Raw genomic sequence first — 22,265 nt, forward strand, 5'->3', positions numbered from 1 at the left:
ACATTTATTCTTCAGCCTCAGCTTGTTCAGGCTGCTGCCTGTCAGCAGTTTCTTCTATATATTTTTCTTTCAGCTGCGTATAATCAGCAGCCAGTTTCTCATAAGCAACATCACGCTTTTCATTATCAGCCTGCAAACGCCTGTTATCCTGCTCCAAAGCCGCCAGACGCTCCAGCACCCTGTTCAGTGTTTCCTGCTCAACGCCAGCAGCTCTGGCCGCTTCCTTCGCCTTGCGCTCTGCTTCCGGCAGCCTGTCCAGCGCTATGCTGATACCCATATTCATCATATGCTTGCTGCTGGTCGTCGATGCTCCTATACTCAGCATCGTCCGTTTGTCAGGGCGATAGAACCCGCCTACTGCCAGCGCCTGCTTGCCCTCATAACTGCCCATCGCCATGGCGAAATCCGCACGGCTGTTGGCGTTTTCAGGCTGCGGATGCAGACCTGCCAAAGCGGCGCTCAGTGCGCCCACTTCCTTGATCTCGACTCCCATACGGTTGACCCTACCGTCCAGCTCTCGCATATCACTCTGCATACCTTCAATGGCGCTGCCTACTTCTATCGTGCTGCCGTCCTCGCGTTTCAATGTCACTTCGCCGCTGCCGATCGTGGTGCCGCTGGTCTTGGTGACTTCTTTCTCGTTGCCGTCAGCGTCTTTTTCCGTAGTCGTCGTTGTTTTGCTGACGCTGATACTGTCGCCTGTCATCGTGGTCGTGCCGCTGGTGTCTTTAGTAACCTTTCCGTCTTTGTCAGTTACCTTATTGCTTGTGCTCAGCGTCATACCTTTTTCATTCGTGCCGAAGCTGCTTTCCTTCACCGTCACATTGTCTTTGCTGTCGGTCGTGGTCCTGCTGGTCGTCACGCTGGTACCGCCTGCCGAGGTATTATTGACGGTCTTGGTGCTTTCCTTACCGTCAGCCGAGGTTTTCTCAGCCGCCTGTGTCGTTCCGTTCACAGCGCTGGTCTTAAAGTCATTGGTCACTGTATTCCCGTCGGCATCAGTACCGCTCAAATGGTTGTCTACGGCGTCAGTCTGGCCGATAGTACCTCCGGCTACAGTTACCTTATTACCGTCTACGTATAACTCGTCCGTATCTATCCTGCCGGTAGTCACCTTATTGCCCTGGATCGTAGTATCCAGCTGGCTGCCTGTGCCGTAAGCCGTATCACCGCTGTGGGTAAATTTGGCGCCGTCTGCCGAGGTATTGCTGAAACCGTAGTCTCCAGCTTTGCTGCTCAGGTTGCCGTTAGGGGCAACGCTGAATTTGGCTGTGCTGGTATCGCTGCTGCTGCTGACGCCGATATACAGTCCTTTATCCGTAATAAAGCCGTCGGTGTCGTTGACGACCGAGCTGTTTTTACCAACGTGGATACCATCTTCATTGATCTTGACCTGATTCTTTTCGCCTTCGGCCACCAGAATACCGTCTTTACTGATAACTGTTTTATTCTTTTCACCATCAGCGACAACGATCGAATCGCTGGCATTGACTTTATTAGTGTCAATACCGTCAGTAGTGATACTGGTATTGCCTTCGATGTTAGTAGTATCCCTGTCAGGCTTGTGGATGCCGCTGGTATTGGCACTGCTGCCACCGCCGCCCGTACCGCCGCTCAGGCTCACGCCGCCGATTTTACCATCACTGCCAAAAACAACGCCGTTGATACTGCTGACGCCTGTCACTGCGCCTGCGGCAAAATTCACGCCGCCGAAAGCAGCCGTCGCCGCTTCCAGGTTCGCTGTTTTCAAGCCGTCTTTAGTAAAGCTGGTTGTGTCTTCGATTATTGTTTTGCCACTGTTTTCTACAACGTCAGTGCGTTTGATGCCGCCCATGTCGGCGGTAGCCACGCCATCCTGTTCCAGGCTGTCCAGACGTTCCGACAATGCTTTGATACTGACGCCGCCTACACTCAAACCGTCAGTTGCGTTGCCGCTGATAGCGACGCCGTTCAGATTGTCCGCCGTTACCGAGCCTGTTACCAGACTGGTGTGATCGATATGTGTACCGTCAGCATCGGCATATAAAGCAATGCCGCCGGCCGCTTTTTTACCTACGTGGATACCGCTGGCATCTACTGTGACCTGCTTATCAGTGCCCTCACCGAAAATAATCGCATCATCTGTGATTTGAGTATGGGTTTTAGCACCCTCATTGCCAATAACCACGCTGCCGCTGAACTTACTGCTTCCGGAAGCAGTATCATAACTCAGCCCTGCCGTTTTGCCAGTCACTTCATCCAGACCGCTTTGAATATCTGTTACGGTCGCGCTGGTCGCCAGATCCTTCGTTGCTTCAACGATCTTCTCATTGATTTCGGTTTGCGTATACGCGTCAGCAATGCCGTAACCGGCCAGCGTAGTCGCTTTATCTGCCTTGCCGCTTTGCAGCTCCGTAACATCTTTTACCAGACCGCCATCAGCGTCACCAACTGTTGTTTTTAAAGTATCGACGTCACCTGCTTTAGCAAAGGCCGTATCCGCCGCTGCTTTGCTGTAAACGCTGTCGCTCTTAGCGTAATCAGCAAGTTTGGTGTCTACTGCTGTAGTAGTTGCGTAATCAGCGAACTTCGTATTCATATCTGTAGTAGTCGTATAATCAGCCAGCGCTGTTTTAGCAGCATATTTATCAGAAAGTTTTTGGCTTCCTTCTACAAATTCACCTGCTTTTACCGTACCGCTGGCAGTTACGGCATTAGTAGTGATGCCGCTGCTGCTGATCGCCGTATTGGTTTCGATAGTAGTCGTTGCCGTATCCTGATTCCGGCCGATGCCTTTGGTATTATCGGTAACTACATCACCATTGCTCAGCGCCGTCAGGTCGATGCCGCCTACCATTACTTTCGATTCGTCTTTTTTGATCTCTATACCGTTGACAGTTTTAGCCGTTAAAGCGCCGTCATTGCCAAAGCCGAAGCCTGTTGCGCCGACTTTAAACTCTCCTGCCGTCAGTACAGTCGCCGTCACGCCGCCAGTAAAGGTGGTAGTATTCTTGCCAGCGTCATAACTCATACCTGTAGCGGCTGTTTCCAAGGCTGCCGCTCTGTCGCTCAAAGCCGTATCTGCTGCCTGATAAGCGCTTTCAAGCGCTGTTTTAGCTGTGCCGATATCTGCCGTTACCTGCGTTTTAGTTGCCATATCGGCAGTTGCCGCAGTTATTTTTTCATCAGCAGCAGTCTTTGTATAAGCGTCGGTAATGCCGTAACCTGCTAAATCGGTCGCTTTCTTAGCTTTTTCATCAATGGCAGTATTCAGCTCTGTTTTTAAAGCCGTATCTGCTGCCGCAAAATCAGTCCGTATCTGCGTATCCGCTGCTTTGTAAGCAGTGTCCAAAGCGCCTACTTTGGCATTGACTGCCGCCAACCCTGTAGTGCTGTCATTGACCGCCGTTTCCAAAGCTGCTGCCCTGCTGCCTAAAGCAGTATCGGCGCTGTCCAAAGCGCTCATTTTCGTATCATAGGCAGCCTGTGCCACTTTTGCATCGATATTATTTTGCAAAGTCGTATCCGCTGCCGCAAAATCAGTCCGTATCTGCGTATCCGCTGCTTTGTAAGCAGTATCCAAAGCACTGACCGTCGTATTGGTCGCGTTAAGCTGCTTGCCTGTTACAGCTTCCGTACTGACAGCACTCAAAGCCGCGTCCGTCAGTCCGCTCACTTTGCCGCCGCTCACTGTTACAGTTCCTACAGTTACTTTGCTGGCCGTCAGTCCTGCCGTCGTCAGTTTATTATTACCGTCTACCGTCAGACTGCCATTATTCAAACTGCTGCTGCCCACTGCAAAACCTGTATTCTGCACTGTAGCTGCGCCCACCGTCAGCTTGCCGTTTTCCAGCGTTGTAGCTGTCGCACCGCTGACCGTTGCTTTATTCGTTGTTATACCACTGCTGCTGACACTGGTGTTTGTTTCGATAGTAGTCGTTGCCGTACCTGTCGTATCACGTTTGATACCTGCCGTATCAGCAGTGCCAACGCCGTCAGCACTGATGCTGTCAACAGTAGTTTTCAGCGCGCTCACATCCACGCCGCCCACTTTATAGTGATTGTCGGCGCCTTTTTCCAATGTCACGCCGTTGAAGCTGTTATTGGTTATCGCAGCACCGTTAAATACACTGGTGCCGCTGATACCTGCCGCCGCAACTGTCACGCCGTTATAAGTGCCGGCCTTGGACAGGTTACGGCTGGCGTCGATAGCAATACCGTCGATGCTGGCAACTCCTGTCATAACTCCAGCAGAAGCAAAGCCAACGCCGCCCAAAGTCGCCGCCGTACTGGTAATATTCGCCATCCCCGTCAGGTTATCGCCGGCAGTATTGAATTTTGCAGTCTTTGTTTCCAAAGCTGTAGCTCTGCCGCTCAAAGCATTATCTGCTGCCTGATAAGCGCTTTCAAGCGCTGTTTTAGCTGTGCCGATATCTGCCGTTACCTGCGTTTTAGTTGCCATATCGGCAGTTGCCGCAGTTATTTTTTCATCAGCAGCAGTCTTTGTATAAGCATCAGTAATGCCGTATCCTGTAAGCGTGGTCGCCGCATCCGCTTTTTTGCCTATCGCCGTTGTCAGCTCTGTTTTAGCAGTATCAATAGCGGCGGTTGTTTCAGTTTTTGTATAAGCGTCGGTAATGCCATAACCTGTAAGCGTAGTCGCTTTATCTGCCTTACCTGCAACCGTCGTATTGGTCGCGTTAAGCTGCTTGCCTGTTACAGCTTCCGTACTGACAGCACTCAAAGCCGCGTCCGTCAGTCCGCTCACTTTGCCGCCGCTCACTGTTACAGTTCCTACAGTTACTTTGCTGGCCGTCAGTCCTGCCGTCGTCAGTTTATTATTACCGTCTACCGTCAGACTGCCATTATTCAAACTGCTGCTGCCCACTGCAAAACCTGTATTCTGCACTGTAGCTGCGCCCACCGTCAGCTTGCCGTTTTCCAGCGTTGTAGCTGTCGCACCGCTGACCGTTGCTTTATTCGTTGTTATACCACTGCTGCTGACACTGGTGTTTGTTTCCAGTGTAGTAGTACTGCCGCTGCGGCTGATGCCTGCCGTTTTGTCCTCCAGTGTCTTTGCCCTGCCCTGCAGAACAGTATCTGCCGCTTTATAAGCAGTATCGACATCACTTACCTGTTTCACCAAACCCTTACTGCTGTCACCGACCGCCGCTTTCAAGTCGGCAGTATCTTTGACCAAGCCTTTACTGCTGTCGCCGACTGTTGTTTTTAAGGTGCCGATATCCGTTTCCGACTTGCCGACCCTTGTATCCAAAGCACTTACTGTCGCCGCATCTGCTTTGCCTGCAACGTCAGTCTGCATTTTCGTTACGTCGACGCCGCCCACTTTATAGTGACTGTCGGCGCCTTTTTCCAGTGTCACACCATTAAAGCTGTTACTGGTGATAGCCGCTCCGTTGACAGTTTTGGCAGTCACAGCGCCGTCTTTAGCAACTGCAAAGCCCGTACTGCTGAACGGTGTATCAGTTTTGCCGATCACGGCATTGCCGCCCACGGTCAGCCCCGTGCTGGCATCCGTGCCGCTGACGGTTACGCCATCGATACCTGTGACGCCTGTCAAAGCGCCGTGCATTTCGATATCGGCAACATTTACCAGACTGCGGAACAGGTCGTCTGTAAAGTTGCTGCCGCCATACTCATTTCTATCTCCGACTTTGTGACCGAAGCTTACCTGATTGGCAGCACCGGTCGCACTCTTCGCACCAATAGCAACGCTGTTGGTATGTGCTGCTGCAACATAAGTCGCATAACCCAGGGCAGAACCGCCTTCTGCGTAAACCCTGCTCGCACTGCCTACAGCAGTTGCACCATCGGCAGTTGCAAAAGCATTTGAACCAACAGCAACACTGTTTTCACCATCGGCTGAAACACCACTACCAACACCAGTCGCACCATTTCCCCTTACATTGGTACTAACGCCAATCGCAACAGAACCGTATCCTTCGATAATAGTATTGATGCCTAAACCGACAGAATTAGCCGTGCTATCATTTCCAATGGTGCTTCCTATGGCAAGTACCGGCCCATCGCCACAATCATAATTAAAAAATTCGATACCGTTGATACCGGTTACTCCTGTTAAATTACCTAGGCCATTAGATATGTAGCTTGTGCCGGCATCGTTCCAACTCCACTCGCCGCCCAGGCTGATGTTGCCGTGCATTTCGATATCGGCAACATTTATCAGACTGCGGAACAGATCGTCACTGTAGTCACTGCCATCTGCATAGTTGGTATCGCCAACCTTATGACCGAAGGATACCTTATCATCATCTCCTGATGCTACAGAACTTTTAGCACCAATAGCAACACTGTTGCGGCCATCTGTTCCCGCAGCATACCCCAAAACAGTACCATCAGCCCCGCCATAACTACCGTTACCAATTGCTACAACATTAGAATTATCTGTGCTTGATCCATAACCGATAACGACACTATCATAAGCATCTGCCCAACCGCTGATTATTACATTGTGGTCTCCACTAGCCATAGCGTTCAGAGAAATACTTCCTACACCACCGGCTGAAGCCGCGTTACCATTAGAGTCAAAACCGATAGCAAGCGAGCCATTGCCACCAGCATATGCGCCATTACCTATGGCAATGGCATTTTTATAAATTGTTGTTACTGACGAGTAATGATTCTTAAAATCAGCCCCGGTGCCAATAGCAAGGCTTTTGTTCGTCACATCTTCGTTCATAGGTACAAGAACATTGCCGTTGATAGTACTAACGCCTGTCAAAGCGCCGTTTTTCATGTCGATCTTATTTACCCCTGTCAGCGCACCTTCCATATCGATATCGCTGATGCCAGCCAGACTGCGGCGATCCGTCCAGGTGACTACTTCCGCTCCATCGACGGTTTTAACTTCGCCTGTACCAAAGGCTACCTGATAGGCAGCTGTTGTAGCACTATTTGCACCGACAGCAATACTACTTTCAAATGTTGATTCTGCATTGTAACCAAGGGCGATAGTTAGATCATTGTTCGTATGCGCTTCCATACCAATAGCAATGCCGCTTCCGTACGTTTTCACTCCCGTCCCTACGTTAGCAAGAGCACCTATAGCGATACCACCCGTAACCTCAGCTTTCGCTTCCGCACCAACAGCAATAGAATACCACTCTGTAGACTTCGCACTATAACCAAAAGCAACGGTATTAGAGTGTCCAGCTAAAGCGCCGGCACCAAAAGCACTGCCATATTGCTCTGAAGCTTCCGCACCGGCACCAAAAACACTGCCATACTCACCAGACTCAGCACCGGCACCAAAAACACTGGCTGACTCACCCCAGCTTTTAGCCGCAGCGCCAAAAACGCTGCTATTACCATTTGAATCGACGTATATGTCAAGACCTATGGCAGCATTGTTTTTAGAGCTTTTATCAAAGCTACCACCATCTTGTATGGTTCCAATAAAGAAATTATTATTGACTTTATCAACAACAAGCTCTGAACCGTTGATACCAGTTACCCCTGTCAGCGCGCCGTCAACAGCCATATCAGCCAGCGGCATGACGCCGTAGTCGCTGCCTGCGGCCGAGCGCGTACTGTAGCCGATGACCGGCACAACGACGTTTTCTCCTTCGTCGGCGTCCGCTTCACCGCCGGTTTCGCTGTCCGCTGCTTTTGCGTCCTTTGCGTCCTTTGTTTCTTTTGCTTCCCCGGCCGCCGACGTTTCCGTCTGCACTGACGCTTCCGCCGCCCACAGCGGCGGCGCAGACCACATCTGCACACTGATCGCCAGCAGTACTGCCGCCACCAGTCTTTTAGCACGTATCTCCCTTTTACTCACTTCGTCCATCTCCCTTATTCATCGCTTTTACCTTTTTAAACCGGACGCGCTTTTGCGGGGCTGCAGTATTTGCAGCAGCAGGCGCACTTCTTCCAGCGAATAGCTTGCTTCTTCTTCCTCAACAGCTTCCATTTCCGGCTCGTCCCTGTTTTCACCCCAGGCCACCGCCGCTTTTGTGTCCAGCAGTACTTCCAGAGCGCACCCCAGCGTATTGGCGATACGCAGCAGCAGCTTCATGCTGATCCGGGCATGGTCATGCTCAAGATTGCACAGGTGCGTCTGGCTGATGCCGATGCGCGCCGCCAGCTCCTGCTGGGTGATATGGCAGGCGCTGCGCAGGTATTTGACGTTGCCGCCGATCTGACGCAGGCATTTTTCGTCGTACATGTTCCACCCCCTGTATTTTATATAAGCAAATAAAAAGCACTTAAAAATATAGTTCTAAATTATCTCAACGAATATTTTAAAACTATATTTTTATTTTTATGAACATACAGCAATATCTTTTGTTATTATAACACCTATGTACCCCCCCACAAGACGCGAGAAGTGCTTTCTGTACATTTTTGTTTTTTCGCCGCGATACGCTTGGCGCCGCCAAGCCTTTGTAAACGGCTTGACGTCTTGGTTTCAAAGGTTGGGCAAGCGATGGAAAAAATTTTTAAAAATTTTTCAGGTTTCTGCTTTACGACCCTTAAAGGCAGTATCTTACTTTTGCTGTTTTACCAAACGCAGCAAAAGCTCTTTCTGCTAAGACCCGATATCTAATTTTTTCCTGCTTATCCTGCACCCCAACGGCCAGCCGCAAAAAAATTTAGCCCCTATCTTAGAGATAGGGGCTAACAGGCTGGAAGGGATATTTTGCTATTTACTTTTTTAAAAAACAGGCGTACACTAGCAACTGTTATGCATAACTATTTACAGTATGGCCTGCCATCATAAAACCAAAGGATTTGATCATCATAAAAAATATTAACACTCCAAACAATACAAACGACCAGACACCTCCCAGCCGCCTGCAGCTGCTGATAACCGCCGCGCAAAGCGGCGACAGACAGGCACTGCTGCAGCTATGCGAAGATTTCAGCCCGCTTTTAAAAAGCGAGGCCCACCGCGAAATGTTTTACCGGTCGCTGGGTAAAGATGCCGAAGGTATCGCCGTGCTGGCCCTGATCGAACTGATTTTGAAATATGACGGCGCCGATTTTGCCAACTGGCCAGGGCTGGCGCGCTGTAAGGTGCATTTTGCCCTTTTTGACGCCATGCAGAAGCAGGGTCAGATCTGGGAAAACGAAGCGCAGGTAGATACTGAAAGTGCCGCCGGGACCGAACTGCTGGAGGCCTGCCGTGATGCTGACGGCAGCCTGGACGAGCTGGCCCGGCTTTTACTGTCGCTGGATCTGCAGGAAGCTCTGCGTCAGCTGAACCCCGCCCAGCGGCAGGTGATGATGCTGCTGTTCGCACAGGAGCTGAAACCTTCCGAAGCAGCAAAACGTTTAGGCTGCAGTGTACGCAATGTCACCAAGCACCGATTAAAAGCACTGGACAAACTGCGCGGGCTGCTATAAAAATACAAAAGGACTGCCGTTTGGCAGTCCTTTTTTTACGCCGTTTTATTTAGCGGCTTCTTTATTTTCTTCTTTTTGCGGCAGAGCAATACCAAAATCACCTAATAAAGGTTTTTCGTTTTTGACTGCAAACAGGAAGCTCATCATTGCTTCGGGCTGTTTGGCAAATTTCATGCTGTATCTTAAAATATCAGCATCGGCGCCTTTTTCTATCACTACTAAACGTTTTTCACTGACAGCGCCAAAGTTTTTATCCATCTGCTCTTTGAAATTTTTAAAAACTTCTTCTGTAAAGTCTTTTTTCATACCGTCAGTCATCATGGAAGTTACGGCAGAATAATTGGAAGCTGCCAAAAACTTGTTGACCATGGCTTCTTCAGCGTCAAGCACTTTACCGTTGCTGGCACTGCAGATAGCACTGAAACCAAGCACTAAGACCATTGTCAGCATTAAAAGAATTTTTTTCATTAATAATTACCTCCGGCTCTCTTTGAATATTAGGGTCAATTTGATTCTTTACTATTATACATCTACCTTGGTATAGCTTCAAGGAAAGTTTTGTGATTCTACAAAAATCTCACAAAGAAAAAACTTTTTTGTAAATTTTTTCTTTGAAGGCTTGACTTGAAGTTAACTTAAAGTATTAAAATATGATAAAATAATATCAGGCTGCTGAAGCAGCCGCCGGCAGTTGAAGCTGCCCTCATTCTTATTTGAACAACAGTATTATTGATACAGCTATGAAGGCTTAAGCTGCTCCTGAAAGGGCGGTTTACTTTGCATAGCTGTTTTTATTTTCAGAAAGGATGCCTGACACGATGAATGTTTATATCAAACACCGTTTTCTGCTTTTGCTGCCGGTGCTGCTGGGCATCACTTTTTTTACGTTTGTGCTGATGCAGCTGCCGGCAGACGATACGGTCGATATGATGTATAAGGCCTCCGGGGCGGTATCAGAAACGGTCAAAGCAGCGGCCCGTGCCGAGCTGGGACTCGACCGTCCGCTGCTGGTACGTTATCTGGACTGGCTGCTGGCTGTCTGCAGCGGCGATATGGGACGTTCGTATATTTCAGGCACGCCTGTAACAGCGCTTTTTGTGGCTAAGCTGAAGCCTACGCTTTATTTGACGGCGCTGGCCCTGCTGCTTACCGCCTGCATTTCTGTGCCGCTGGGTATCGCGGCAGCGCTGAGGCATAACCGCTGCTGCGATCATCTGATTCGCTGCTGCGCGTTTCTGGGCAATTCACTGCCGGGATTTTTTATCGCTTTGCTGCTGCTTTACTGCTTTGCATTAAAACTGAACTTTTTTACCGTCCTCGGCGGCTCAGGGTTCGGCGGTCTGCTGCTGCCGGCGCTGGCGCTGGCAATTCCCATGTCTGCCAAGTATATCCGGCATATCCGCAGTAATATCCTGGAGGAGATCAACAGGGATTATGTTGCCGGCGCTCTTGTACGCGGTATTCCCAAAGCAACTGTTTTTCGCAGGTTCATCCTGCGTTCTCTTGGCAGTACGCTCATTACTTTATTCTCCTTGTCGGTAGGCTCGCTGTTAGGCGGAACTGCAATTATTGAAATGATTTTTATGATCGACGGGATCGGCAAAATGGCAATGGACGCTATTTTGATGCGCGATTACCCGGTCGTGCAGGCTTACGTAGTCTGGACCGCGCTCATTTTTACCTGTGTCAATCTTATCACCGATCTGCTGCTGCATCAGCTGGAGCCGCAGGCACGGCAATTTACTAAAGGCGGTGGATGGTGATGCCTCAAAATATACTGCCGCACGGCCTGCATAAGACCTGCTGGCTGCTTCTGCTGACAGTGCTGCTGTTTCTGGTCACGCTCAGCGCGCCTTACTGGGTACCTCACGATCCTTATCTGCAAAACCTTGACCTGGCTTTGCAGGCTCCCAGCGCCGAATATCCCTTTGGGACTGACCGTTACGGACGCTGCGTTTTTTCGCGTGTGCTGGTCGGAGGGCAAAGCTCCATTTTTTCTGCGCTGGCTTTAGTGGGGATCATTTTTACTACCGGTACTGCCGCCGGGCTCTGGAGCGGTTACTATGGCGGGAAACTGGATAATTTTATCATGCGTCTGTCCGATATTTTTTTAGCGTTTCCCGGCCTTGTTTTTGCCATTGCTGTTGCCAGTATTCTGGGCGGTGGTATGACAAACGCTGTTTTGGCGCTGGCCGTCATCTCGTGGCCCAAATATGCACGCCTGGCCCGCAGTCAGGCGCTGACTGTCCGGCAGCAGCCATATATCGAGGCGGCACGTTTGAGCGGCTGCAGCGACACGGAAATAATTTTCCGGCATCTCCTCCCTTCTATTTTAAGTCCGCTGCTGGTAATGTCGGCACTTGATCTTGGCACGATGCTGATGGAACTTGCCGGCCTGTCTTTTCTGGGTCTGGGGGCCCAGCCGCCGGCAGCCGAGTGGGGTTCGATGATGAGCAGCAGCCGCAGTATGCTGCAGACGGCGCCGTGGGTGATCCTGGCACCCGGCGCGGCGATTTTTGTGACGGTCAGTCTGTTCAATCTTTTAGGTGACAGCTTACGTGATCAGCTTGACCCTAAATTCAATCCTAAATAATTTTATGCGAGGGGTATTGCTATTATGATGAAACTTTCTTTACTGGGCAGCGGTCTGCTGCTTACCGCTTTACTGCTCAACGGCTGCGGCCCTTCCGCAGCTCCTGACAAGGCGGGAGAATCTGTCTTCCGCTACGGCACCACAGCTTACGGTGTGGCTATGGAGAACGCCGGTATGGACCCGCACGAATCCTATAAGGGCTGGTCAACACTGCGCTACGGCGTCGGCGAAACGCTGTTCCGCTTTAATGAAGCAATGCAGCCGCAGCCCTGGCTGGCAACAGGCTACGAATTTCTTGATGATCATACTGTTAAAATCACTTTACGCGACGACGTAAATTTCAGCAGCGGCGCCAGACTTACCGGAGCCGCCGTGAAAGCCTGCCTTGAGGATCTGGTAAAGCGCCATAAACGGGCTGCCGACGACTTAAAACTGGCTTCAATCACTGCTGACGGACAAACCGTTACGATAAAGTCTCAGGAAAAAGCGCCGGCGCTGATCAATTATTTATGCGATCCTTACGGCTGCATCATCGATATGCAGCGTGGCACTGCCGACGATGTCAAAATCTCGGGCACCGGCCCGTATATCGTCCAAAGCCTGACGCCTACGGAAATAGTTTTGACTAAAAATCCGGCGTACTGGGGCGGCAGGGTGAAAACAGATAAAGTTATCGTCCGCAGTATTCCCGACGGCGATACTTTGACGATGGCGCTGCAGAACGGCGAGATCGATGCCACACAGGGCCTGCCCTATGCCAGTCTGCCTTTATTTACCGGCAATGCAAAATTTAAGGTTGCTTCCGCCAATACTTCCAGAGTTTTTCAGGCCTGCCTGAATTTTACGACGCCGGTATTACAGGAGCCTGCCGTTAGAAAGGCAATAGCTATGGCTATCGACAAGGATAAATTTACCAGCGTGCTTTTGAATGGCAATGGTACGCCGGCTGTCGGTCCCTTCCCTGCCAATATGCCCTGCGGCGGCGATGCCGTGCATACGGACGCTTATAACGCCGAACAGGCAAAAAAACTGCTGCGGGAAGCCGGCTGGACCGACACTGACGGCAACGGCTACGTTGATAAAAACGGTCAGGACCTTACCGTCCGCTGGCTCACCTATACTTCCCGGCAGGAACTGCCTTTGCTGGCCGAAGCGGCCCAGGCTTTTCTAAAGGAGGTCGGTATCAGGGCCGAAGTCAACGCGACAGATAACTATAACGATTTTCTGAAACGCGGGGATTGGGATATTTATGCCAAGGCTTTTGTGGCTGCGCCTACAGGCGACCCGCAGTATTATTTTACGACCCATGTACTGGACAGTTCTTCCTATAATTCCGGCCACTACCATAATGAACGGGTCGAAGAACTGACCCGGCAGCTGCGCGGCGAATTTGACCCGGCAGCACGCAGCAGGCTGGCAGTCCAGATCAGCCAGCAGCTTTTAGACGATAACGCATTTATCTATGCTTCGCATCTGAAAATGTCCTTTGTGATGAAAAGCAACATCAAGGGCTTTACAGCCCATCCTTCCGATTATTACGAAATCACCTCCGACCTTGAGGTCTAAGGGGTTCAACTATGAACAAACAGCAGCCATTACTGCAAATAAATAACCTGAGCCTTGCCTATGGGGTTAAAGAAATTTTAAAAGCTGTGCAGCTTACTGTCTGCCCGGGAGAGATCCTGGGCATCGTCGGCAGCTCCGGCGGCGGCAAAAGCACTCTATTAAAAACGCTGACCGGCCTTTTACCTGCTAACGCTGTCATTACCGGCGGCGAGATCCTCTGGCAGGGGCACAGCCTGCTCAGCGGCGGCCGTCTGAACAGCAGCGGTCTGCTCGGCAGGAAGCTGTCCATGATTTTTCAGGACCCTACAGCATCTTTATATCCCCTGCAGACGATCGGCTCGCAAATCTGCACTATGCTGCAGGCACAGGGGCAGTTCGATACGGCCGCCAGCCTGCAGTCTGCCGCGCAGGTGCTTGCCGGGCTCGATTTTTCTAAGCCTCAGGCCATTTTAAACAGCTATCCGTTTCAGCTTTCGGGCGGCATGAACCAGCGGGTCTGTATCGCTATGGCACTTTTGCTGAAGCCGGAGCTGTTACTGGCAGACGAACCGACCTCTGGACTTGATTTGCTGACGCAGCAGAAAATACTGCGGCACCTGCTGCAGCTCAAAACAGATCACCATACTGCGTTGATCGTTGTTTCACATAACATCAGCGCTTTGGCTCAGATAGCTGATACGATCGCCGTACTGCGGCAGGGCGAAATCATCGAAAGCGGTCCGGCGCAAACAATACTCAACCGGCCGCAGCATGACTATACCCGTAAGCTGATCGAAGCTATACCGCATTTCAGAAAGGAATTTCTTTTATGAGCGCCCTGTTAGAGGCAGCCAGCCTCAGTAAAACTTTCTTCAGTGAACATAACGCGCTGCCTGCTGTCTGCAATGTCAGCTTTAGTGTTGCCCCCGGCGAATGTCTGGGGCTGGCTGGGGCAAGCGGCTGCGGCAAAAGCACCCTGGCACGTCTGCTTATGGGACTGACGCCGGCCGACAGCGGTACGGTCAGCTTCAATGGCCAGCCGCTGGACTTTGCCGATGCCGCACTGCGAAAAAATTATTACAGTCAGGTCCAGCTGGTTTTTCAAAATGCCGCTGCGGCTTTTCACCCCCGCAAAAGCATCGGCAGCTCGATCATGCTGCCAATGCTGAATTATGGCTGTACTAAGGCTGCGGCCCAGGAAAGATCGATCGCTTTACTGCTGGCAGCAGGCCTGACACCGCAGCATGCTGAAAAATTTCCGCACCAGCTGAGCGGCGGCGAATGTCAGCGTGCCGCTATCGCCAGAGCGATCAGTATCAAACCGCGGCTGCTGATCTGCGATGAAATAACCAGCGCTTTAGACGTACAGACCCAGGCAGAGATCATTCAGCTGCTGCTTAAGCTGCAGGCTGAAACTAAAATGAGCCTGCTGTTCATCAGTCACGACATTACTCTTGTACAGGAAATCTGCCAGCGGATCCTGATTATGCAGTCCGGGACGATCATTGAAAGCGGACCTGCCCTGGATATCATCACCCGACCGCAGCAGCATTACACCCGCGAACTGGTAACGGCAGCATTCAATCTTACGAAAATATAGGTGAAGGCTATGACATCTGCATTATTTGAAGTTAATAAAAAATACTGGACAGATCGGGCTCCCAGTTATTCGCAGGTCAATCAGGAAGAACTGGCAGGCTGTCAGCGCAGCAACTGGCTCAGAGAAATCAGCAGACAGATCCAGATGGTTTATCCTAACCGGGCGCCGCAGGAAATCACTGTTTTAGACGCCGGCACCGGTCCCGGTTTCTTTGCTGTTATTCTGGCGGAAGCCGGTTATAAAGTAACGGCTATCGACGCTGCCCCGGCAATGCTGGCTGAAGCCAAACGTAATGCCGGACCTTGTCAGGAAGCTATAGATTTTCGCCTGATGGACGCGCAGAAGCCGACTTTTACCGCAGAATCTTTTGACGTTGTACTTTCACGCAATCTTACCTGGGTCCTGGAAGACCCGGAGCAGACTTATGGCAACTGGCGTCATGTATTGAAACCCGGAGGGCTGCTTCTGAATTTTGACGCCAACTGGTATAATTATCTGTATGACGCTGACTTAAAACAGCAATACGAACAGGATAGACGCAACGTACAGCAAAACGATCTTGAAGACCATTATCTGAGTACTGATATCGACGCGATGGAGGCGATCGCCCTGCAGGTACCTCTGACAGGTATCCAACGGCCGCATTGGGATATCCGCACTTTGGAAAAGCTGCGTATGCGTTCCATTACTACTGACGTTTCTGTCTGGCAGCGCGTCTGGTCGACGGTAGAAAAAATAAATTACGCTTCAACGCCCATGTTTATGATTGCAGCGATAAAATAGGAGCAGATCATGTCTGATTTATCTAAAAAAACGCTTATTCCAAGCGGCGATACCAAAAACTATATTGAAAATTACTGGACGAAAAGAGCCGACGCTTTTGCCGCACTGCGCCGTCAGGAGCTGCACAGTGAAAAATACAGCCAGTGGCAGCGCGAAATCGTGCAGCATTTGCCCCCCGCAAAACAGCTGCGTATCCTTGACGTTGGCTGCGGCGCCGGTTTTTTCTCCGTTCTGCTGGCTAATGAAGGCCACCGAGTCACCGGTATCGATCTGACACCTGCCATGATCGCTCAGGCGGAAACGCTGGCGGCAGCAGAAGGCTGCAGCTGTACTTTTCAAACTGCCGATGCCGAGCATACGGCTTTTTCTGACGGCAGCTTTGATGTCGTTATTGCCAGAAATCTGATGTGGAACCTGCCCCATCCCGAAACAGCTTATGCCGAATGGCTCCGTGTGCTGGCTCCGAAAGGTATCCTGCTGAATTATGACGCGGAATACGCCAAGGACCATCATCGGCAAAAACTGCCTGCCCTCAATGCCCATGCCGATGTTTCCGCAGAATTATTAAATGAGTGCCACAATATTTACCATATGCTGGAAATCAGCCTCTTTGAGCGTCCCCGCTGGGACTTGGAAATACTTAAGGCTTTAGGCAGCTGTTCCTGTTCTGTCGACCAGAGCGTCGGCGACCGTATTTATGCCGAACAGGATATCTTCTATATCCCAGTCCCGATGTTCTGTATCAAAGCTGTTAAAAATTGACGGTCTGTTTTAAAAGCAAAAACGCCTGGTTTTTAACCAGGCGTTTTTATTATTCTGCTTACAGTTCTTTTTCAATGCGTTCCATTGCTTCGATAGTGTTTTCACGGCTGCCAAAAGCGGACAGGCGGAAGTATCCTTCGCCCATAGCGCCAAAACCAGCGCCGGGAGTACCGACAACAGCCAGTTTTTCAAGCAGGAAATCAAAGAATTCCCAGGAAGACATACCCTGCGGGCATTGCAGCCAAATATAGGGTGAATGGGTCCCGCCGTAGAATTTAATGCCTTTTCTGCGCAGTCCTTCGGCCATGATCCTGGCATTTTCTTTATAGAAAGCCAGCATTTCGCGGCATTCCTTTTGCCCCTGCTCACTGAACACAGCTTCGGCACCGCGTTGGATGATATAGGGCACACCGTTGAATTTGGTAGTCTGACGGCGCAGCCACATTTTATTCAGTTCCAGCTCTTTACCGCTTTCAGTTTTACGTACCAAAGCATGCGGCACTACAGTATAACCGCAGCGGGTACCGGTAAAACCGGCAGTTTTGGACAGGGAGCATAATTCGATAGCGCATTTTCTGGCATCTTCAACGACAAAAATACTGCGCGGGATAGCAGGATCATCAACGAACGCTTCATAAGCGGCATCATACAGGATGACCGCGTCGTTTTTCAATGCATAAGCGACCCAGGCCTCCAGCTGCTCTTTGGTATAAACAGCGCCGGTAGGATTATTCGGCGAGCAAAGATAAATGATGTCAGCTTTAACGCTGTCGTCAGGCATTGGCAGGAAGTTGTTTTCCGGCTTGCCGTCCATATAAACTATTTTACGGCCGCACATGATATTGGTGTCCAGATATACAGGGTAGACCGGATCAGGAATCAGGATCGTATTCGCATTGCTGAAAATATCGGTAATATTGCCGCAGTCGCTTTTAGCGCCGTCGCTGATAAAGATTTCATCGCTGGCCAAAGTTACGCCGAAGCCGGCATAATATTTTACGATAGCTTCGTGCAGGAAATCATAGCCCTGCTCCGGTCCGTAGCCACGGAAAGTTTCCTTTACGCCCATTTCGGCAACGGCTTTCTGCATCGCGTCGATAACGGCCGGCGCCAAAGGCAGGGTAACGTCGCCGATACCCATACGAATAACCTTTTTCTCAGGATGTTCCGCTACATAAGCATTAACCTTTTGCGCGATTTGCGAAAACAGGTAGCTGTCTTTCAAATTACAATAGTTGTCATTTACAAAAGCCATTTTTTGTCCCCCATTAAACTAAAAATATATTTTTATTTATTAATGACTTCATCGGGAATATCGATGACGCCTTCAAATACAGTTACAGCCGGGCCTCTTAAAATAACATGGTTATTGGCCAAATGGGTAAGCTTCAGAGTGCCGCCTTTGGCGATAACTGTTAATTCTTCACCTTTTTTACCTGCATGGCCCAACATGATAGTAGCAACACAAACTGCTGTCGCGCCGGTGCCGCAGGCCCAGGTTTCGCCGCTGCCGCGTTCCCAGACGCGGAATTTAACGGTATTTTTATCGATTACCTGCACAAATTCAGTATTGACGTTTTCAGGAAATAATTTGTGTTTTTCAAATTTAGGCCCTAATTTTTCCAGATCCAAAGCATCTACATCGTCTACAAAGGTGACGAAATGCGGATTGCCTACAGAAATAGCCGTACCATTATAAACAACGTCTTCTTCCAGCACCAGTCCCTGATCTACAAACATAAAGTGATCGCTGATCATGGGGATGTCGGCACATTTAAAAATAGGCTCGCCCATATCGATACTGGCTTCTGCCACTTTACCGTCTTCACCCAAAAATACATCGATGGTTTTGATACCGGAGAGCGTTTCCAGCGTAAAAGTTGTTTTATCCGTCAGACCTTTATCATAAACATACTTGGCGATACATCTGCTCCCATTACCGCACATCTTGGCTTCAGAAGCATCAGCGTTAAAAATACGCATTTTAAAATCCGCAACGTCAGATTTACAGATCATGATCAGGCCATCACTGCCAATACCAAAACGTCTGTGGCTGATATATTCGGAAATAGCGCCCGGATTAGGCAATTCCTGTTCCATACAGTTGACGTAAACATAATCGTTACCAGTACCGTGCATCTTTGTAAATTCCATTTTCATGGCAATATCCTCCTAAATAAATTCATAGCTTGCTTTATATTATAACAAAAAACAGACAAACAATACAGTGATTAAAAGCCCCTTGTGTTGTTCCTTATCAAGAACACTATTCTTCATCTTCATATAGTATACTATTAGCGTAGGCTAACGTCAAGTAAAGATTAGAAATTTATCTAACATAAAAAAATAACCATACCGTATGGTATGGTTATTTTTTAACCGGCAGCTTTCTATCCTCCCAGGCCGCTTCCAGCCAAGTACTTTCGACGTTTAAGGGCTTAACTACTGTGTTCGGGATGAGAACAGGTGGATCCCCTTAGCTATCGCCACCGGATTGTTTCAGAAGGTCTTTAAGCCTTCAAAACTATATAGAAGAGTACAAACTTTTGAGTTCGCTGTGTGTTTTTACTTCTTTTCGGCGATTCACTTTCATCGAAAACGCTCCCCTTAGGTCGCTTTTTCGATATAAGTTCCGCCTTTCCTGCCATTGGCTTCGCTTGCGCTTGCTTCTGTCAGGGTTTCACTTAAGTCAAGCCCTCGACATATTAGTATCGGTCCGCTCAATACATTGCTGTACTTACACTCCCGACCTATCAACCTCATCTTCTTTAAGGTGTCTTACTAGATTGCTCTATGAGAGATCTCATCTTAAGGCTGGTTTCACGCTTAGATGCTTTCAGCGTTTATCCTTTCCGAACGTAGCTACCCAACTGTACCCCTGGCGGGATAATTGGTACACCAGCGGTTCGTCCACTCCGGTCCTCTCGTACTAGGAGCAGCCCCCTTCAAATCTCTTGCGCCCGCGATGGATAGGGACCGAACTGTCTCACGACGTTCTGAACCCAGCTCACGTACCACTTTAATGGGCGAACAGCCCAACCCTTGGGACCGACTTCAGCCCCAGGATGTGATGAGCCGACATCGAGGTGCCAAACCTCCCCGTCGATATGGACTCTTGGGAGAGATTAGCCTGTTATCCCCAGGGTAGCTTTTATCCGTTGAGCGATGGCCCTTCCACTCGGTACCACCGGATCACTAAGCCCTACTTTCGTACCTGCTCGTCGTGTTTGACTCGCAGTCAAGCTCCCTTCTGCCTTTACACTCTTCGCGCGATTTCCGGCCGCGCTGAGGGAACCTTTGGGCGCCTCCGTTACTCTTTCGGAGGCGACCGCCCCAGTCAAACTGCCCGCCTGACACTGTCCCGGATTTCGTTACTCTCGCGGTTAGAATTTCAATACATCAAGGGTGGTATCCCAACGTCGGCTCCAGCCAGACTAGCGTCCAGCTTTCCATGCCTCCCACCTATCCTGTACGTAATGTATCAAAACCCAATGTCAGGTTACAGTAAAGCTCCATGGGGTCTTTCTGTCCAGTCGCGGGTAACCTGCATCTTCACAGGTATTTCAATTTCACCGGGTCCCTCGTTGAGACAGTGCCCAAATCGTTACACCTTTCGTGCGGGTCGGAACTTACCCGACAAGGAATTTCGCTACCTTAGGACCGTTATAGTTACGGCCGCCGTTCACCGGGGCTTCAGTCGAATGCTTTGGACTAATCCGAACATCCTTCCTTAACCTTCCGGCACTGGGCAGGTGTCAGCACCTATACGTCAGCTTTCGCTTTAGCAGGCACCTGTGTTTATGGTAAACAGTCGCTTGGGCCTCTTCTCTGCGACCACTCTATGCTCCATCCGCATGGGACTTCACAACAGTGGCTACCCTTATCCCGAAGTTACGGGTACATTTTGCCGAGTTCCTTAACGAGGGTTCTCCCGCGCACCTTAGGATTCTCTCCCCGCATACCTGTGTCGGTTTACGGTACGGGCGGTAGCTCTCTCACTAGAAGCTTTTCTCGACAGTGTGGGGTCAACAACTTCGCTCGCATCTCTGCTCACTCCGCATCACGCCTCAGGCTTTCAGTGCACGGATTTGCCTATGCACCACCCTACACGCTTACACATGCTCTTCCATTCGCATGCTTGCCTGCCCTTCTGTGTCACTCCATTGCTCAAACAATTACTACCGGTACTGGAATATCAACCAGTTGTCCATCTCCTACGCTCTCTGCCTCGGATTAGGTCCCGACTTACCCTGAGACGACGATCGTTGCTCAGGAATCCTTATGCTTTCGGTGGAAAGGATTCTCACCTTTCTTTTCGCTACTCATACCAACATTCTCACTTCCCACAAGTCCACCGAACCTTCCAGTTCGACTTCTACCCTATGGGAACGCTCCCCTACCCCGTATACTTTACGTATACAGCCACAGCTTCGGTTTCGTACTTTAGCCCCGGGAATCTTCGGCGCAGGGTCTCTCGACCAGTGAGCTATTACGCACTCTTTAAATGGTGGCTGCTTCTGAGCCAACATCCTGGTTGTTTATGAAACCCCACATCCTTTTCCACTTAGTACGACATTGGGGACCTTAGCTGGTGGTCTGGGCTGTTTCCCTTTTGACCACGGATCTTATCACTCGTAGTCTGACTCCAAGGCTCTACAGTATATCCATTCGGAGTTTGACAGGGTTCGGTAACCTTTACGGCCCCTAGCCCGATCAGTGCTCTACCGCCTATACTTACTACCTCAGGCTAGCCCTAAAGCTATTTCGGGGAGAACCAGCTATCTCCGCGTTCGATTGGAATTTCACCCCTACCCACATCTCATCCGAAAGCTTTTCAACGCTCACCGGTTCGGTCCTCCACGCAATTTTACCTGCGCTTCAACCTGGACATGGGTAGATCACTGCGGTTTCGGGTCTACCTACACTAACTAGCGCCCTCTTAAGACTCGCTTTCGCTGCGGCTCCGTGTCTTCCACTTAACCTCGCTAGTGCAGATAACTCGTTGGTTCATTCTTCAATAGGCACGCCGTCGCTTTCGCTTCGACTGCTTGTAGACATACGGTTTCAGGTACTATTTCACTCCCCTCCCGGGGTTCTTTTCACCTTTCCCTCACGGTACTATGCGCTATCGGTCGCCAAGTAGTTTTTAGCCTTGGAGGGTGGTCCCCCCTGCTTCCCACAAAATTCCTCGTGCTTCGTGGTACTCTGGATCTCGGCCTCTCTGCTCTGCCTTTCGTCTACGGGGCTTTTACCCTCTCTCGCTTACCTTTCCAGGTAATTCGACTAGGCCTGACTTCGATTCTGCCGGTCCTCAACCCCGAAAAGCCGGAGCTTCTCGGTTTGGGCTCTGCCCTCTTCGCTCGCCGCTACTGTGGGCATCTCGTTTGATTTCTCTTCCTCCGGGTACTTAGATGTTTCAGTTCCCCAGGTTCCCTCCCTTGCGGGTGACCATCCATGACGATGGCCGGGTTTCCCCATTCGGATATCCACGGATCAATACTTGCTTGCAGTTCCCCGTGGCTTTTCGCAGCTTACCGCGTCCTTCTTCGGCTCTTGGCGCCTAGGCATCCACCGTATGCCCTTAGTAGCTTGACTTTTCAGCTGCTAAGAAACTTACGT

General features: G+C 50.2%; 13 protein-coding genes and 2 rRNA genes. 8 read left to right on the forward strand and 7 right to left on the reverse strand.

The window, feature by feature from the left end; genetic code table 11:
- Nucleotides 1–4 precede the first annotated feature (4 nt).
- Together PFJ30894_RS11600 and PFJ30894_RS11605 are read right to left on the reverse strand one after the other, a co-directional pair.
- The gene (locus PFJ30894_RS11600) at nucleotides 5–7,795 is read right to left on the reverse strand and encodes a YadA-like family protein (protein WP_167457076.1); all 7,791 of its coding nucleotides are present in this window, start codon (nucleotides 7,793–7,795) and stop codon (nucleotides 5–7) included.
- A gap of 27 nt (nucleotides 7,796–7,822) precedes the next feature.
- Nucleotides 7,823–8,182, reverse strand: coding sequence for a helix-turn-helix domain-containing protein (locus PFJ30894_RS11605; protein ID WP_113078202.1), 360 nt, complete (start codon nucleotides 8,180–8,182; stop codon nucleotides 7,823–7,825).
- Nucleotides 8,183–8,748: 566 nt separating this feature from the next.
- On the opposite strand from PFJ30894_RS11605, the gene PFJ30894_RS11610 reads away from it, so the two are divergent.
- A complete protein-coding gene (locus PFJ30894_RS11610) occupies nucleotides 8,749–9,363 on the forward strand; it encodes an RNA polymerase sigma factor (protein WP_167457077.1) in 615 nt (204 codons plus the stop codon).
- Nucleotides 9,364–9,408: 45 nt separating this feature from the next.
- Here PFJ30894_RS11610 and PFJ30894_RS11615 read toward each other — a convergent pair whose 3' ends face one another.
- Complete coding sequence (locus PFJ30894_RS11615) at nucleotides 9,409–9,831, reverse strand: hypothetical protein (RefSeq protein WP_021717383.1); 423 nt, start codon at nucleotides 9,829–9,831, stop codon at nucleotides 9,409–9,411.
- 350 nt (nucleotides 9,832–10,181) lie between these two features.
- Here PFJ30894_RS11615 and PFJ30894_RS11620 point away from each other — a divergent pair, with 350 nt between their 5' ends.
- Genes PFJ30894_RS11620 through PFJ30894_RS11650 form a run of 7 tightly spaced genes read left to right on the forward strand, consistent with a single transcriptional unit; the run spans nucleotide 10,182 to nucleotide 16,646 of the window.
- On the forward strand, nucleotides 10,182–11,126 hold the full coding sequence (locus PFJ30894_RS11620) for an ABC transporter permease (RefSeq protein ID WP_125669885.1): 945 nt from the start codon (nucleotides 10,182–10,184) through the stop codon (nucleotides 11,124–11,126).
- Complete coding sequence (gene nikC / locus PFJ30894_RS11625) at nucleotides 11,126–11,956, forward strand: nickel transporter permease (RefSeq protein ID WP_197714949.1); 831 nt, start codon at nucleotides 11,126–11,128, stop codon at nucleotides 11,954–11,956. The genes PFJ30894_RS11620 and nikC overlap by 1 nt, the downstream gene beginning before the upstream one ends.
- A 27-nt stretch (nucleotides 11,957–11,983) precedes the next feature.
- On the forward strand, nucleotides 11,984–13,522 hold the full coding sequence (locus PFJ30894_RS11630) for an ABC transporter substrate-binding protein (protein ID WP_113078211.1): 1,539 nt from the start codon (nucleotides 11,984–11,986) through the stop codon (nucleotides 13,520–13,522).
- Nucleotides 13,523–13,533: 11 nt separating this feature from the next.
- The gene (locus PFJ30894_RS11635; protein WP_125669887.1) at nucleotides 13,534–14,334 is read left to right on the forward strand and encodes an ATP-binding cassette domain-containing protein; all 801 of its coding nucleotides are present in this window, start codon (nucleotides 13,534–13,536) and stop codon (nucleotides 14,332–14,334) included.
- Entirely contained in the window at nucleotides 14,331–15,101 is a 771-nt protein-coding gene (locus tag PFJ30894_RS11640; protein WP_125669888.1) for an ABC transporter ATP-binding protein, read from the forward strand. The genes PFJ30894_RS11635 and PFJ30894_RS11640 overlap by 4 nt, the downstream gene beginning before the upstream one ends.
- Nucleotides 15,102–15,110: 9 nt before the next feature.
- Nucleotides 15,111–15,884 carry a class I SAM-dependent methyltransferase gene (locus tag PFJ30894_RS11645; RefSeq protein ID WP_125669889.1) on the forward strand — a complete coding sequence of 258 codons (774 nt, stop codon included), beginning with the start codon at nucleotides 15,111–15,113 and terminating at the stop codon, nucleotides 15,882–15,884.
- Between the two features lie 9 nt (nucleotides 15,885–15,893).
- Nucleotides 15,894–16,646 carry a class I SAM-dependent methyltransferase gene (locus tag PFJ30894_RS11650; RefSeq protein ID WP_125669890.1) on the forward strand — a complete coding sequence of 251 codons (753 nt, stop codon included), beginning with the start codon at nucleotides 15,894–15,896 and terminating at the stop codon, nucleotides 16,644–16,646.
- 58 nt (nucleotides 16,647–16,704) lie between these two features.
- Here the strand turns inward: PFJ30894_RS11650 and PFJ30894_RS11655 are convergent, their stop codons facing one another.
- The 4 genes from PFJ30894_RS11655 to PFJ30894_RS11670 form a co-directional block, all read right to left on the reverse strand.
- Complete coding sequence (locus tag PFJ30894_RS11655; protein WP_021717375.1) at nucleotides 16,705–17,901, reverse strand: LL-diaminopimelate aminotransferase; 1,197 nt, start codon at nucleotides 17,899–17,901, stop codon at nucleotides 16,705–16,707.
- Between the two features lie 32 nt (nucleotides 17,902–17,933).
- Nucleotides 17,934–18,800, reverse strand: coding sequence for a diaminopimelate epimerase (gene dapF, locus PFJ30894_RS11660; protein WP_113078212.1), 867 nt, complete (start codon nucleotides 18,798–18,800; stop codon nucleotides 17,934–17,936).
- A gap of 223 nt (nucleotides 18,801–19,023) precedes the next feature.
- A 5S ribosomal RNA gene (gene rrf, locus PFJ30894_RS11665) occupies nucleotides 19,024–19,140 on the reverse strand.
- A gap of 191 nt (nucleotides 19,141–19,331) precedes the next feature.
- Nucleotides 19,332–22,241 (reverse strand): 23S ribosomal RNA (locus PFJ30894_RS11670).
- Nucleotides 22,242–22,265 lie beyond the last annotated feature (24 nt).

Origin of the sequence: Phascolarctobacterium faecium (assembly GCF_003945365.1) — a bacterium.
Classification (GTDB): Bacteria; Bacillota; Negativicutes; order Acidaminococcales; family Acidaminococcaceae; genus Phascolarctobacterium; species Phascolarctobacterium faecium.

Coding starts and splice junctions, on each gene's coding strand:
- PFJ30894_RS11635 (WP_125669887.1), top strand. CDS start 13,534: ATGAACAAACAGCAGCCATTACTGCAAATAAATAACCTGAGCCTTGCC.
- PFJ30894_RS11650 (WP_125669890.1), top strand. CDS start 15,894: ATGTCTGATTTATCTAAAAAAACGCTTATTCCAAGCGGCGATACCAAA.
- PFJ30894_RS11620 (WP_125669885.1), top strand. CDS start 10,182: ATGAATGTTTATATCAAACACCGTTTTCTGCTTTTGCTGCCGGTGCTG.
- dapF (WP_113078212.1), bottom strand. CDS start 18,800: ATGGAATTTACAAAGATGCACGGTACTGGTAACGATTATGTTTACGTC.
- PFJ30894_RS11630 (WP_113078211.1), top strand. CDS start 11,984: ATGAAACTTTCTTTACTGGGCAGCGGTCTGCTGCTTACCGCTTTACTG.
- PFJ30894_RS11645 (WP_125669889.1), top strand. CDS start 15,111: ATGACATCTGCATTATTTGAAGTTAATAAAAAATACTGGACAGATCGG.
- PFJ30894_RS11655 (WP_021717375.1), bottom strand. CDS start 17,901: ATGGCTTTTGTAAATGACAACTATTGTAATTTGAAAGACAGCTACCTG.
- PFJ30894_RS11640 (WP_125669888.1), top strand. CDS start 14,331: ATGAGCGCCCTGTTAGAGGCAGCCAGCCTCAGTAAAACTTTCTTCAGT.
- nikC (WP_197714949.1), top strand. CDS start 11,126: ATGCCTCAAAATATACTGCCGCACGGCCTGCATAAGACCTGCTGGCTG.
- PFJ30894_RS11615 (WP_021717383.1), bottom strand. CDS start 9,831: ATGAAAAAAATTCTTTTAATGCTGACAATGGTCTTAGTGCTTGGTTTC.
- PFJ30894_RS11605 (WP_113078202.1), bottom strand. CDS start 8,182: ATGTACGACGAAAAATGCCTGCGTCAGATCGGCGGCAACGTCAAATAC.